Source organism: Amycolatopsis sp. NPDC004378 (assembly GCF_053602455.1).
In genome coordinates this window covers 157010-169618 of the sequence record NZ_JBSGDR010000004.1, presented here as the reverse complement: position 1 = coordinate 169618, position 12609 = coordinate 157010, and the positions used below count along the sequence as shown (strand labels likewise).

The following is a 12609-nucleotide window of genomic DNA, read 5'->3' as shown; positions in this document are numbered from 1 at the left end:
CCGCATCCCATTTCCATGAGAAAGTCGAGCCCCCGCGCGCACACTGTTATGGAGTTGGTGTTTTTTCTGGGAGGAGTGAGTCGCGCATGCGTGGGCCCAGCGGACGGATCGCCCGGTTCCGGCGCCGGTTGCACCCCGGGCGCAACCCGCTGACCAGGTTCGGCGACCGCGTCGAAGCCGCGTTGCTGATCTTGGTCTTCGCGGGTGCGCTGCTGGCCCTGCCCTTCGCGGCGGCCTTCGGCTCCGACACCTACGCCTCCCAGACCACACGCGCCGAGCAGGAGCGCACCACGCGGCACCCGGCCACGGCCGTCTCGCTCGCCGCGGCGCCCAACCAGACGTACAGCACCGACGGCGCCGGCGCCCCGGCCGACCAGACGACGGTCCAGGCCGCCTGGTTCGACGCCCGCGGCACCCGCCACACCGGCGATGTCCTGGCGGACGCGGGCAGCCCGGCGGGCACGCACGTGCCGGTGTGGCTGGACCAGCGCGGCGAGCTGACGACCGAGCCGCTGTCCCCGTCGACGTCGGCGGCGGACGGCGTCTTCGCGGCGATCCTGCTGTGGGTGGCCATCACGGGGTCCCTGACGGGCCTGTACGGCATCGGCCGCTTCGCGGTGGGCCGCCTCCACTCGGCGGCGTGGGACCGCGCCTGGGCCGAAGCGCGGCACGACAGCCGGTTCTGAGGTCACTTCCAGCGGAAGTGCACGAACACCCGGCCGAAGTTGTCCTTGTCCTTCTCGACCCGGTGGTAGAGCGCCTTGACGTCCTTGCGCTCGAGGAACCGCAGGACGTGCTTCTTCAGCTGGCCCGAACCCTTGCCGGGGATGATCTCGACCAGCGGCGCCTTCTTGGCGACGGCCTCGTCGATGATCGCCTTGAGCGCCCGGTCGATTTCGCCGCCGCGGTTGTAGATGTCATGGAGGTCCAGCTTCAGCTTCACAGCGCCTGCCACCAGCCGTCCACCGGCGGGGGCCCGGTCACGTCGATCCGCTCGCCCGGGCGGGGGATGGCCAGCGGCAGGTCCGCCGCCTTGGCCTCACGCCAGACCCGGTCCGCCGGCTCGCCCCACGGGTGCATCGCCAGCTGGAACGTCGCCCAGTGCACCGGGACCAGCAGCTTCGCCCGGACGTCGAGGCCCGCCGCGACGCCTTCCTCCGGTGTCATGTGGATGTCCGGCCAGTGCGGGGCGTACGCGCCGATCTGGATGAGGGCGGCGTCGAACGGGCCGTGCTCCTGGCCGATCTTCGCGAAACCATCGAAATACCCCGTGTCGCCGCTGTAGAACACGCGGTGCGCCGGGCCCAGGAGCGCCCAGGACGTCCACAGCGTGTCGTCGTTCGTGATGCCCCGGCCCGAGAAGTGCTGGGCCGGCGTCGCGACGAAGCGGACGCCCGCGACCGTGGCCTCTTCGTGCCAGTCGAGTTCGATGATGCGCGACGCCGGGACGTGCCAGCGCTCCAGGTGCGCGCCGACGCCGAGCGGGACCAGGAACGGTGCCTCGGTCGACGTCACCAGCGCGCGGACGGTCGCGAGGTCCAGGTGGTCGTAGTGGTCGTGCGAGATGACGACCGCGTCGACCCGGCCGAGGCCCGACAGCGCGACCGGCGGCTCGTGCAGCCGCCGCGGGCCGGCGAAGGCCGCGGGCGACACCCGCTCGCTCCAGACCGGGTCGAGCAGCACGCGGGCGCCGTCCAGCTCGACCAGCGCCGACGCGTGGCCGTACCAGGTCAGGTACGCGCCCTCGGCCGTCTCGACGGGCTCGTCCGCGACCAGCGGCACCGCGCCGCCCGGTTTGCGCAGTTCGCGGTGCTCGCCGAAGAACATCTCCCGGAAGATGGTCCGCATCGACGCCGCGGTCATCGGGTGCCGCGGCGCCGCGTTGCGGAACACCCTGCCGTCGAACTGCGGCGACGAGCGGACCCGCTCGGCTCGCGCGCCCGTGGCCTTCGCCCCGAACGCGGCCGGCAGGTCCCGCAACGCCGCGATCGTCTTCCTCATGGACCCGAGTCTACGAACGGTTCCTGAGAGGCGCCCCAGCTTCATGCAGGTGGGTGAGCGCCTGCCGGTAGGACTCGACCAGGCTCGTCTGCAGGTAGGGGATGCCCAGCTCGGCGCAGTAGGCCTGGACGATCGGCTGGGCGCGGCGCAGGTGCGGCGACGGCATGCTCGGGAACAGGTGGTGCTCGATCTGGTAGTTGAGCCCGCCGAGGGCGACGTCGGTCACGACGCCGCCGCGCACGTTGCGCGACGTCAGCACCTGCTTGCGGAGGAAGTCGAGCTCCGGCCGGCCGGTCAGCGTCGGCATGCCCTTGTGGTTGGGCGCGAAGATCGATCCCATGTAGACACCCCAGAGTCCTTGGTGGACGGCGAAGAACGCGAGCGCCATGCCAGGGGAGAGGACGGTCAGCAGCACGCCGAAGTACAGCCCGTAGTGCGCGGCCAGCAACGCGGCTTCCACCCCGCGGCGGCGCAGGCCGGGCTTGCGCACGGCGCGGATGCCGGACCAGTGCAGGTTCAGGCCTTCGAGCGTCAGCAGCGGGAAGAACAGGAAAGCCTGGTACCGCCCGACGAACCGGGCGACGCCGTTCGCCGCGCGGGCCTGGTCCTTCGACCACACGAGGATGTCCGGGTCGACGTCGGGGTCGAGCTCCTCGTGGTTGGGGTTGGCGTGGTGGCGGGTGTGCTTGTCCATCCACCAGCCGTAGCTCATGCCGATGCCGAGGTTGCCCGCGAGCATCCCGGCGATCTCGGTCGGCCGGCGGCGGCGGAACACCTGCCTGTGCGCGAGATCGTGGGACAGCAAGGCGATCTGGCCGAACAGGACGGCCTGGAACGCGGCGATGGCCAGCTGCCACCACGAATTCCCGAGCAGCGCGAAGGCCACCCAGCCGGCGGCGAACAACCCGCCGACGACGGCGAACCGCACGGTGTAGTAGCCGGGGCGGCGCACCATCAGCCCGGCGGCGGAGATGCGGTGGCCGAGCCGGGCGAAGTCGCTGCCGGTGCTGATCTCTGTGGTGGTCACCCACCCGAGTCTTCGCGGTAGGGGCGCCTCCCGGAACCCGGAGCGCCCCAGGCCATTTCGGGGGGCCCGCCCTACCCCGCACTCTGGTATACGCTCCCCGGGGCGTCAGCCGACGTACTCCGCGAGGTGCTCACCGGTCAGGGTCTTCTTGCGCGCCTTCACCAGCTGCTCCGGCGTCCCCTCGAACACGATCCGGCCGCCGTCGTGGCCCGCGCCCGGGCCGAGGTCGACGATCCAGTCCGCGTGGGCCATCACCGCCTGGTGGTGCTCGATGACGATCACCGACTTGCCCGCGTCCACCAGCCGGTCCAGCAGGCCCAGCAGCTGCTCGACGTCGGCCAGGTGCAGGCCCGCCGTTGGCTCGTCGAGGACGTACACCCCGCCCTGCTCCGCCATGTGCGTCGCCAGCTTGATGCGCTGCCGCTCGCCGCCGGACAGCGTCGTCAACGGCTGGCCCAGGGTCAGGTACCCCAGGCCGACGTCCGACAGGTGGGTCAGGATCTTGTGCGCCGCCGGGAGCTTCGCGTCGCCGTCGGCGAAGAACTCCTGCGCCGCGGCCACGGACATCCCGAGCACCTCGCTGATGTCGCGCCCGCCGAACTCGTAGTCCAGCACCTCGGCCAGGAACCGCTTGCCCTCGCAGACCTCGCACGGCGTCGCGGTGCCGGCCATGATCCCGAGGTCCGTGTAGACGACACCGTTGCCGTTGCAGTTCGGGCACGCGCCTTCGGAGTTCGCGCTGAACAGCGCCGGCTTCACGCCGTTGGCCTTGGCGAACGCCTTGCGGATCGGCTCGAGCAACCCCGTGTACGTCGCCGGGTTGCTCCGGCGCGAGCCGCGGATGCCGGTCTGGTCCACCGTCACGACGCCCTCGCCGCCGGACACCGAGCCGTGGATCAGCGAGCTCTTGCCCGAGCCCGCCACGCCCGTCACGACGGTCAGCACGCCGAGCGGGATGTCGACGTCGACGTCCTGCAGGTTGTGCGTCGAAGCGCCGCGCACCTCCAGGAAACCCGACGGCGTCCGCACCGACGGCTTCAGCGTCGTGCGGTCGTCGAGGTGACGCCCGGTCAGCGTCCCGCTCTTGCGCAGCCCGGCCACCGTGCCCTCGAAGACGACCTCGCCGCCGTCGGACCCGGCGTGCGGGCCGAGGTCGACGACGTGGTCGGCGATCGCGATCGCCTCCGGCTTGTGCTCGACGACCAGCACCGTGTTGCCCTTGTCCCGCAGCTGCAGCAGCAGGTCGTTCATCCGCCGGATGTCGTGCGGGTGCAGCCCGATCGTCGGCTCGTCGAAAACGTAGGTGACGTCGGTGAGCGACGACCCCAGGTGCCGGATCATCTTGGTGCGCTGGGCTTCCCCGCCGGAGAGCGTCCCGGAGGGACGGTCGAGCGAGAGGTAGCCGAGGCCGATCTCGACGAAGGAGTCCAAAGTGCGCTTGAGCGCGTCCAGCAGCGGCGCGACCGACGGCTCGGCCAGCTTCGCCACCCACGCGGCGAGGTCGCTGATCTGCATCGCGCACGCGTCGGCGATGCTGATCCCGTCGATCTTCGACGACCGGGCCTCTGCGGACAGCCGCGTGCCGGCGCAGTCCGGGCACGTCGTGAAGGTGACCGCCCGCTCGACGAACGCGCGGATGTGCGGCTGCATCGAGTCGACGTCCTTGGCCAGCATCGACTTCTGGATCGCCGGGACGAGCCCCGAGAACGTCAGGTTGATGCCCTCGACCTTGATCTTGGTCGGTTCCTTGTAGACCAGGTCGTTGAACTGCTTCTTGGTGAACTTCTTGATCGGCTTGTCCGGGTCGAAGAGGCCGGAGCCGCGGAAGATGCGGCCGAACCAGCCCTCCATGCTGTAGCCCGGGATGGTGATCGCGCCTTCGTTGAGCGACTTGTTCTCGTCGAAGAGCGCAGTCAGGTCGATGTCGTTGACCTTGCCGCGGCCTTCGCAGCGCGGGCACATGCCGCCGGTGATGCTGAAGCTGCGGCGTTCCTTGATCTGCCGTCCGGCCTTCTCGATGGTGACCGCGCCCGCGCCGCTAATCGACGCGACGTTGAACGAAAACGCCTGGGGCGAGCCGATGTGCGGCTGCCCGAGTCTGCTGAAGAGGATGCGCAGCATCGCGTTCGCGTCGGTCGCGGTGCCGACGGTGGAGTGCGGGTTGGCGCCCATCCGCTCCTGGTCGACGATGATCGCGGTGGTGATCCCGTCGAGGACGTCGACGTCCGGCCGCGCCAGCGTCGGCATGAACCCCTGCACGAAGGTGCTGTAGGTCTCGTTGATCAGCCGCTGCGACTCGGCGGCGATCGTGCTGAACACCAGCGAGCTCTTGCCGGAGCCGGAGACGCCGGTGAACACCGTCAGGCGCCGCTTCGGCAGCTCGACGCTGACGTCCTTGAGGTTGTTCACGCGCGCGCCGTGGACGCGGATCAGGTCGTGGCTGTCGGCGACGTGCTTGGTCATCGGGGCTCCAGGACTCGGTCGAAGGGGAAGGGGCGGACGGCCCGCCGGTAGTCGTGCGGCGACTGCCCGTAGGCGTCCCGGAACCGGCGGACGAACTCCGCCGCGGTCAGGCCGGCGTCGCCGGCGAGCGCCTCGACGTCGAGGGTCGGTTCGCGGTCGATGCGGTCGCGGATCCGGCGCAGCAGGGCCAGGTCACGCAGGTGCTGGTGCGCGGCGATCTGGAGGCTCAGGCACATCGGGCGGTCCTTTCCGGGGTGCGCCCCAGCACCGCGCGGGCGGCGATCGGGAGCAGGGCGAGGGTCAAGACGCCGGACAGCACCAGCCCGCCGGTGGTGCCGGACAGTTCGATCAGGGGCCCGCCCAGCGCCAGGCCGAGCGGCGCGGCGACGGTGGCGCCGGTCGTCCAGAGCGTGACGACCTGCTGCTGTTCCCCGGGTTCGAGGCCCGACTGCAGGAAGCTGTAGGCGACCGGCGTGAACGGCGCGTAGACCAGGCCGCCGAGGCCGAAGACGACCAGCGCGGCGGTGAGGTCGCCGACGGCCGCGAGCGCGATCGGGCACAGCGCCCACAGCCCGATGATCGCGACCAGCAGCGGCCGCTGCGGCAGGTTCCGCAGCTGGTTGACCAGCGCGGAGCCGAGGAACGCGCCGACCCCGAGCGCGCCCCACAGCAGGCCGAGGCCGGACGCGCCGGCGTGCAGCGTCCCGCTCACGTACAGCGGGAGCGCGACCTCGATGGGCATGTAGAGGAAGTTGAAGAAGAACTCGACCACCAGGAGCCGGGCGGCGACCGGGCGGCGGCGCAGGATCCGCCAGCCGGACGTCCTCGGTTCGCGCAGCGCGTCGCGGTCTTCGGTTGTTTTGGGCACGAAGAGCAGCGTGGCCGCCAGCAGGATCAGCGCGCCGAAGGCGTCGAAGAAGAGCGCGTACCCCGCCCCGGTGGTCGCGACGACCAGGCCGCCCAGCACCGGCCCGGCGATGTACAGCGCGAACGTGGTGTTGAGCCCGAGCAGGCCGTTGACCGAGAACCGCCCGGCCTCGCCCGCGGCCGACGTCGCCAGCAGACGGCGGCTGCTCGACCCGGCGAGCTTCCCCGTCGCGCCGAACAGGAGCCCGGCGACCAGCACCGGCAGGGTCAGCCGTCCGGTCACCGACAGCACCCCGAGGACGGTGAAGGTCGCCGACCGCAGCACGCAGTCGGCGAGCAGCAGCGTCCGCGGCGGCACGCGCACCCGGCCCAGGCCGATCGCGAGCGCGAGGACGGTGGAGAGCACGAACGGCGCGGCCTCCACCAGCCCGATCGCGATCGCCTTCGGCACGTTTCCGTGCAGCGACAGCGTCTGCACCGGCATCGCGACGATGATCATGCCCGTGCCGACGTTGGCCAGCAGGTCCCCCAGCAGCAGCCCGGCCACCCGGCGGTCACGCAGGACCTCGCGGTACGACCGGGCCGCGACCTCGGTCAGCGGAGCTCCTGGATGCGCAGGAGGTTGCCGGCGGGGTCGCGGAACGAGCAGTCGCGGACGCCGTAGGGCTGGTCGACCGGCTCCTGGACGACCTCGGCGTTGCCCGCTTCGAGCTTCGCGAAGAGGGCGTCGAGGTCCTTGGTGGCCAGGTTGATCGAGGCGTAGGTGCCCTTGGCCATCATCTCGGCGATCATCCGGCGCTCGTCGTCGGTCAAGCCCGGCGTCGCGGCCACCGGCGAGAGCACGATCGCCGTGTCCGGCTGGTTCGGCGGGCCGACGGTGATCCAGTTCAGGTCGCCGTACTTGACGTTCTGGCGGACCTCGAAGCCGAGCAGGTCGCGGTAGAAGGCGAGCGAGGCCTCGGCGTCGGTGTGCGGGAGGAAACTCGCGTGAATGGTGACGTCCATGACGGTCACACTATGTGGCCGCCGAAGGCCGCGCTTCTCGATTCCTGATCGGTCTGGTGACCTGCTTGGCCACGCACGGCGGCATGCCGACGGTGGCCTCGGCCTGCTGCTCCCGGTAGACGCTCGGCGGCATCCCGACCAGCTCGGCGAACCGCGTGCTGAAGGTGCCGAGCGACGAGAAGCCGACGGTGAAGCACACCTCCGTGACGCTCAGCTCGCCCTTGCGCAGCAACGCCATGGCCCGCTCGATCCGCCGCGTCATCAGGTACGAATACGGTGACTCTCCGTAGGCCCGCCGGAACTGCCGGCTGAGGTGCCCGCCGGACATGTTCACGCCCCGCGCAAGCGCCTCGACGTCGAGCGGCTGCGCGTACTCCCGGTCGATCCGGTCGCGCACCCGGCGCAGCAAGGCAAGGTCACGCAGGTACTGCTCGGAGGCGGACGTGCTGCTCACCGCACGATCGTGCCACACCGGAGGGCTCCGGCGGAGCCCCTCGTGTCGACCCCCAATCACGCGTGTCGACCTTCCGATCACGCGTGTCGACCTTCCGATCACGCGTGTCGACCTTCCGATCACGCGTGTCGACTCCAGGATCACGTGTCGACCTCCGGATCACGCGTGTCGCCCCTCCGAGCACGCGCGCCGAGCCCGGGAACCTGCGTGCCGACCCCCTCCCGTACCGCACCCGCCCCGCGCTCGGAGCGGCCGCAGCCGTGATTGGAGGGGCATCACACGTGATTGAGGGGGCATCTCGCGTGATTGAAGGGGCATCTCGCGTGATTGGGGGGTCGACACGGTCAGCCGAGGGCGGCGCGGAGCGTGTCGCGGAGCCAGCGCTGGGCCGGGTCGGCGTCGAGGCGGGCGTGCCAGCTCAGCCGGACCTCCACCTGCGGCAGGTCGGCCGGGATCGGGAAGCGGCGCAGGCCCAGAGCCGGGCCGTGCTGGTCCGCCAGGCGCTCCGGGACCAGGCCGACGTGGCCGCTCGACGCCACCAGCAGCAGGGCCAGCGCGGACGTCGGCACCACCGCCGCGACGTGGCGGCGCAGGCCCGCCGCCGCCAGGACGTCGTCCAGCGGGCCTCGCGCGCGGCCGCGCCGGGACGCCGAGACGTGCGGGTGGCGGCACAGCTGCGCGAGCGTCGGACGGCGGGCGCGGCCTAGGGGACTGTCCTCGCGGACGATGCCGACCAGTCGCTCGCGGTAGAGCACGGCCGTCCGGATGTCCGGGGCCGAGGCGTCGCCGGCGCCGATGTCCAGGTCGACCGAGCCGTCGCGCAGGGCTTCCGCGCTTTCGGTGCCCTCCGCGACGAACCGCAGCGTGACGCCCGGGGCGGCCGCCGCCGCGGCCTCGACCGCCACCGTCGCCAAGGTCGCCGCGACGCCGTCGTTGATGCGGATCGTGAACGTCCGCTCGAGCGAGGCGAGCGAGAACTCGGTGTTGACCAGGGACGCCGCCTCCTCCAGCAGCGATCGCACCCGCGGTGCCGTGCGCAGCGCGAACGGCGTGGGCGCCATCCCGCGGCCGGCGCGCACCAGGATCGGGTCGTCCATCGCCCGCCGCAGCCGCCCCAGCGCGCGGCTCGCCGCCGGGATGGACAGGTGGAGACGCTCGGCCGCGGCCGTGACGCTCCCTTCGCGCAGCAGTGCGTCGAACACGCGCAACAGGTTCAGGTCGAGCTGGTCGGACATGGTTGCATCGTACGCAAGGGAACATTGCCGAAGTTGCGTGGCACGACACAGACCGTGTTCCTTAGCTTCGAAAGCATGTTCCTCAAGAGTTCGCGCGGCGGCCTGCTCCCGCTGATGTGCGCCTGCGTCGTGCTGGTGGTCGGCATGGTCGCGGCGGTCAACCTCGCCGTCCCGCTGCTCGCCGCGAGCCCGCTGCACCCGTCCGCGCCGGCGCTCGTCTGGATCGTCGACACCTACGTGATCGTGTTCGCCTGCCTGGTGATCCCGGGCGGTGCGGCGGGCGACCGGTTCGGTCGCAAGGGCGTCCTGCTGGCCGGGCTCGGGCTGTTCGCCGCCGGCGCGCTGCTCTCGGCGGTCGCGCCGGACGTCGTCCTCCTGCTCGCCGGCCGGGCGCTCACCGGCGTCGGCGCCGCCGCGGTGCTGCCCAACTCGCTCGCCGTCCTGCTCCACGCGGTGCCCGCGGAACGCCAACCCGCGACCATCGCGACCTGGGCGTCGATGACCGGCATCGGCGGCGTCGCCGGCAACGTCGGCGGCGGGCTGGTCCTGACGGCCGGGTCGTGGCGCTGGCTCTTCGCCGCCGCGGTGCCGGCCGCCCTCGTCGCGGCCGCGCTGGTGGCCCGGGTCGCGCCCGTTTCGTCGCGCCACGACCGGCGTCTCGACCCGCTGGCCGCGGTGCTCCTCGTCGGCGCGTCGGTCGCCCTGCTGGCCGGGATCGTCCAGGGCCCGGAGGCGGGCTGGGGGAGCACGGTCGTCCTGACCGCGTTCGCCTGCGCCGCCGTGCTCTTCACGGCCTGGGTGCTCGCCGAGCTGCGCGCCGAACACCCGCTGCTGGACCCGCGGCTGTTCCGGATCGCCCGCCTGCGCAGCGCGTGCCTCGGCATGACGACGGTCTTCTTCGGCATGTTCGCGCTGTTCTACGTCAACGCGTCGTTCCTCCAGTACGCCAAGGGGTTCGGCGTGCTGGGCACCGGGCTCGGGATCATCCCGCTGACCGTGCCGATGATCCTCGGCGGCCGGCACGTCGGCCTGCTGACGCGGCGCATCGGCCTCGACGCCACCGTCGCGCTCGCCTTCGCGTTCGTCGGCGGCGGCCTGCTCGGACTGTCCACAAGCGACACGCAGACGTCGTACGCGGCCTACGCCGCGTGGCTCCTGGTGACCGGCATCGGCGTGACGCTGGCGCTGCCCACGTTGTCGGGCGTCATCGCGGGGTCACTCCCGCCGGAACAGGCCGGGGTCGGCACCGGGCTGCAGGCCACCACGCGGGAGTTCGGCAGCGCGCTCGGCGTCGCCGTGATCGGCACGGTCCTGACCGGCCGGTTCGCCGCCGTACTGCCGCCGGACGTCCGCGGCGCGCACACGGTGGCCGAAGCCCTCGCGCGGACCGGCCGGGCGCACGAAGTCGTCGCGGCCTTCGTCAGCGGCGCGGACGCGGGGCTGCGGGTGGTCGGCGTGGCGGTCCTGGTCCTCGGCGGGCTCGTCGTGGGGGAGTCGCGGCTTTCCCGCCGCACGAGGTGAAGGCCGTTCCGAGGGCTCCCGTTTCCCTCGGAACGGCCTTCACCGGTGCAACCCCGACCCGACTGGCGACCGTGGCGGCCTTCCCGGCGGCATACCCTTCCCCCGGAAAGGCCGTCACGGACGTGCACGCCGCACCGGTCGAAGACCGCCGCGACGCTCGACCCCGGGCCCCCGCCCGGTGTGCCGGAAGAAGGCCATCCCGGAGGCGTCGGGTTCCTTCGGGATGGCCCTCTCCTGGCCCGCCGGGCGCTCGATCCGTCACCGGACGCGAGGCGGGCAGGGGGACGCTGGGGGCCGGCCACCACACCGCCCAGCCGCGGAGGGGGCGTGGTGACCGGCGAGGGGACGCGGCCGCCGCGCGCAGCCGGGTCCCGGTCCTTCTCTACCTCCCCATCGGAATGGCCATGGTCGGCAGCGCCGCTCCGGGCTGCGCGGCGAACGCCGTGGTGGGCGGGGCCTGCGCCGGGAACGCCGTGGTGGGGATGTCGTTGGCGAACTCGCTCTCGAACTCGCGCTCGAAGGCCTGGTGGTCGAAGCCGCTGTCGAACTCCGCCGGCACGTCGGCCGCCAGGGCGGCGAGCGACGGCTCGACCGTGGGGACCTCGGCGACCTCCGGGGCGGGAGCGGGCTCCGGCTCGGGCACGTAGTCGGGGGCGGGCAGCCGGCGGTCGAGCTCGGCCATCCAGTCCAGCATCGCCCTCGGCTTGTCCCACGCGGAGATGCCGACGAGCCTGCCGTCGCGGATGAAGCCGGTGATGCCGTCGGCCAGGGTCACGGTGTCCTCGGCCAGCGACGGCATCCCGCACATCTGCAGCCGCGTGTCGTAGAGCGTCGACCACGCGCGGGGAAGCGGGGTGAACGGCTTCGCGCTCGAGTGCCCCATCAGCAGGTTCTCCGCCGCGTGCCGGGCCGACTCGACGGCGTTGATCCAGTGCTCGACCCGCCGCGGGGTCTCGTCGAAACGCAGGTTCGGCCAGCGCGCGATGTCACCGGCGATGACGACGTCGGAGGCGCCCTCGGCGAACAGCTTCGAGTCGCAGAGCACGCCGTCGCTGATGTCGAGGCCGGAGCCGCGCATCCAGTCGACCGACGGGACGCTGCCGATGGCGAGCACGACGACGCTGGCGACCAGCAGCTGGTTGTTCGTCAGGTGCAGCCCGACGGTGTCCTTCGTGCTGATCCAGTGCCGCACTTCGCTCTTCATCGCCAGTTTCGCGCGGTGCTCGTGGTGCGCCTCGACGATGCCGCTGGAGACGCGGTCGCCGAAGCGGTGCAGCGGCGCCTTCGCGTGGCCGACGAGCGTGACGTCGCGGCCGATGTGCCGCATGCTCGCCGCGAACTCGTTGCCGATCAGGCCGGCACCGATCACGACGGCCGGCTTCTTGCTGGCGTGCAGGCAGCGCCGCACCGCCATCGAGTCCTCGACCGTGCGCAGGATCCGCACGCGCGGGTCGTGCCGCGGCGCGCCGGGCAGGTGCCGCGGGTAGACGCCGGTCGCGGCGATCAGGCCGTCGTACCAGAGGGATTCGCCGCCGGGCAGGTGCACGACCCGCTCGGTGGTGTCCAGGTGCGTGACGCGCGCGCCGAGGCGCCAGTGCACGTCGAGGTCCGGCAGGTAGTGCGAAAGGCCCACGTCGCTGGGCCGTTCGGTCCCCATCACCAGCGCCTTGGAGATCATCGGCCGGTGGTAGGGGCGCCGCGCCTCGTCGCCGATGAGCACGATCTCGCCGTCGAAGTTCAGTTCCCGCAGTCGTTCCGCGGCGCGCAACCCTGCGACACCCGCGCCGACGATGACGATCCGGTCGCCGTCAGCCATCCAGGTCCCCTCTCATCACGACCGCCTGCATCGGGCAGCAGCGGGCGGCCATCTTCGCCTGTTCCAAGGTGGTTTCGTCCAGCAGCCGCGTGTGGAAGCGCAGCCTGCCGTCCTGGCCGAGGTCGAACACGTCCGGCGCCTCCATGGCGCAGATGCCGTAGAGCTCGCACCGGTCGTTGTCGACGCTGATCCGGGGGCCACCCCCGAAGCGGAGCGGCAT

13 protein-coding genes are annotated in these 12609 nt (G+C 71.9%); 2 read left to right on the top strand and 11 right to left on the bottom strand.

The window, feature by feature from the left end:
* Positions 1-86 precede the first annotated feature (86 nt).
* Complete coding sequence (locus tag ACWEN0_RS15735) at positions 87-686, top strand: Rv1733c family protein (RefSeq protein ID WP_451973596.1); 600 nt, start codon at positions 87-89, stop codon at positions 684-686.
* A 2-nt stretch (positions 687-688) separates the two neighbouring features.
* Here the strand turns inward: ACWEN0_RS15735 and ACWEN0_RS15730 are convergent, their stop codons facing one another.
* The 9 genes from ACWEN0_RS15730 to ACWEN0_RS15690 form a co-directional block, all read right to left on the bottom strand.
* Complete coding sequence (locus tag ACWEN0_RS15730) at positions 689-955, bottom strand: Smr/MutS family protein (RefSeq protein ID WP_451973594.1); 267 nt, start codon at positions 953-955, stop codon at positions 689-691.
* On the bottom strand, positions 940-2001 hold the full coding sequence (locus tag ACWEN0_RS15725) for an MBL fold metallo-hydrolase (RefSeq protein ID WP_451973593.1): 1062 nt from the start codon (positions 1999-2001) through the stop codon (positions 940-942). The genes ACWEN0_RS15730 and ACWEN0_RS15725 overlap by 16 nt, the downstream gene beginning before the upstream one ends.
* Before the next feature lie 10 nt (positions 2002-2011).
* A complete protein-coding gene (locus tag ACWEN0_RS15720; RefSeq protein WP_451973591.1) occupies positions 2012-3028 on the bottom strand; it encodes a fatty acid desaturase family protein in 1017 nt (338 codons plus the stop codon).
* A gap of 105 nt (positions 3029-3133) precedes the next feature.
* A complete protein-coding gene (locus tag ACWEN0_RS15715) occupies positions 3134-5491 on the bottom strand; it encodes an ATP-binding cassette domain-containing protein (RefSeq protein WP_451973589.1) in 2358 nt (785 codons plus the stop codon).
* Positions 5488-5727 carry an AraC family transcriptional regulator gene (locus ACWEN0_RS15710; RefSeq protein WP_451973587.1) on the bottom strand — a complete coding sequence of 80 codons (240 nt, stop codon included), beginning with the start codon at positions 5725-5727 and terminating at the stop codon, positions 5488-5490. The genes ACWEN0_RS15715 and ACWEN0_RS15710 overlap by 4 nt, the downstream gene beginning before the upstream one ends.
* Positions 5718-6905 (bottom strand): MFS transporter, encoded by a 1188-nt coding sequence (locus tag ACWEN0_RS15705; RefSeq protein WP_451973585.1) that lies wholly within the window; start codon positions 6903-6905, stop codon positions 5718-5720. Before ACWEN0_RS15705 ends, ACWEN0_RS15710 begins: the two co-directional genes overlap by 10 nt.
* A 47-nt stretch (positions 6906-6952) precedes the next feature.
* Positions 6953-7363 carry a VOC family protein gene (locus ACWEN0_RS15700; RefSeq protein ID WP_451973583.1) on the bottom strand — a complete coding sequence of 137 codons (411 nt, stop codon included), beginning with the start codon at positions 7361-7363 and terminating at the stop codon, positions 6953-6955.
* Positions 7364-7373: 10 nt separating this feature from the next.
* Positions 7374-7817, bottom strand: coding sequence for a helix-turn-helix transcriptional regulator (locus tag ACWEN0_RS15695; RefSeq protein WP_451973581.1), 444 nt, complete (start codon positions 7815-7817; stop codon positions 7374-7376).
* 344 nt (positions 7818-8161) lie between these two features.
* The gene (locus tag ACWEN0_RS15690; protein WP_451973579.1) at positions 8162-9052 is read right to left on the bottom strand and encodes a LysR family transcriptional regulator; all 891 of its coding nucleotides are present in this window, start codon (positions 9050-9052) and stop codon (positions 8162-8164) included.
* Between the two features lie 114 nt (positions 9053-9166).
* Here ACWEN0_RS15690 and ACWEN0_RS15685 point away from each other — a divergent pair, with 114 nt between their 5' ends.
* Positions 9167-10573: an MFS transporter gene (locus ACWEN0_RS15685; RefSeq protein ID WP_451974291.1), complete on the top strand. Its 1407-nt coding sequence runs from the start codon at positions 9167-9169 to the stop codon at positions 10571-10573.
* Between the two features lie 382 nt (positions 10574-10955).
* Here the strand turns inward: ACWEN0_RS15685 and ACWEN0_RS15680 are convergent, their stop codons facing one another.
* Together ACWEN0_RS15680 and ACWEN0_RS15675 are read right to left on the bottom strand one after the other, a co-directional pair.
* Positions 10956-12389 carry an NAD(P)/FAD-dependent oxidoreductase gene (locus ACWEN0_RS15680; protein WP_451973577.1) on the bottom strand — a complete coding sequence of 478 codons (1434 nt, stop codon included), beginning with the start codon at positions 12387-12389 and terminating at the stop codon, positions 10956-10958.
* Positions 12382-12609 carry a ferredoxin gene (locus ACWEN0_RS15675; protein ID WP_451973575.1) on the bottom strand — a complete coding sequence of 76 codons (228 nt, stop codon included), beginning with the start codon at positions 12607-12609 and terminating at the stop codon, positions 12382-12384. Before ACWEN0_RS15675 ends, ACWEN0_RS15680 begins: the two co-directional genes overlap by 8 nt.

Excerpts from the sequence above, each read along its gene's own strand:
- ACWEN0_RS15675 (WP_451973575.1), bottom strand. The coding sequence starts at position 12,609 with ATGCCGCTCCGCTTCGGGGGTGGCCCCCGGATCAGCGTCGACAACGAC.
- ACWEN0_RS15690 (WP_451973579.1), bottom strand. The coding sequence starts at position 9,052 with ATGTCCGACCAGCTCGACCTGAACCTGTTGCGCGTGTTCGACGCACTG.
- ACWEN0_RS15710 (WP_451973587.1), bottom strand. The coding sequence starts at position 5,727 with ATGTGCCTGAGCCTCCAGATCGCCGCGCACCAGCACCTGCGTGACCTG.
- ACWEN0_RS15735 (WP_451973596.1), top strand. The coding sequence starts at position 87 with ATGCGTGGGCCCAGCGGACGGATCGCCCGGTTCCGGCGCCGGTTGCAC.
- ACWEN0_RS15680 (WP_451973577.1), bottom strand. The coding sequence starts at position 12,389 with ATGGCTGACGGCGACCGGATCGTCATCGTCGGCGCGGGTGTCGCAGGG.
- ACWEN0_RS15715 (WP_451973589.1), bottom strand. The coding sequence starts at position 5,491 with ATGACCAAGCACGTCGCCGACAGCCACGACCTGATCCGCGTCCACGGC.
- ACWEN0_RS15725 (WP_451973593.1), bottom strand. The coding sequence starts at position 2,001 with ATGAGGAAGACGATCGCGGCGTTGCGGGACCTGCCGGCCGCGTTCGGG.
- ACWEN0_RS15700 (WP_451973583.1), bottom strand. The coding sequence starts at position 7,363 with ATGGACGTCACCATTCACGCGAGTTTCCTCCCGCACACCGACGCCGAG.
- ACWEN0_RS15685 (WP_451974291.1), top strand. The coding sequence starts at position 9,167 with ATGTGCGCCTGCGTCGTGCTGGTGGTCGGCATGGTCGCGGCGGTCAAC.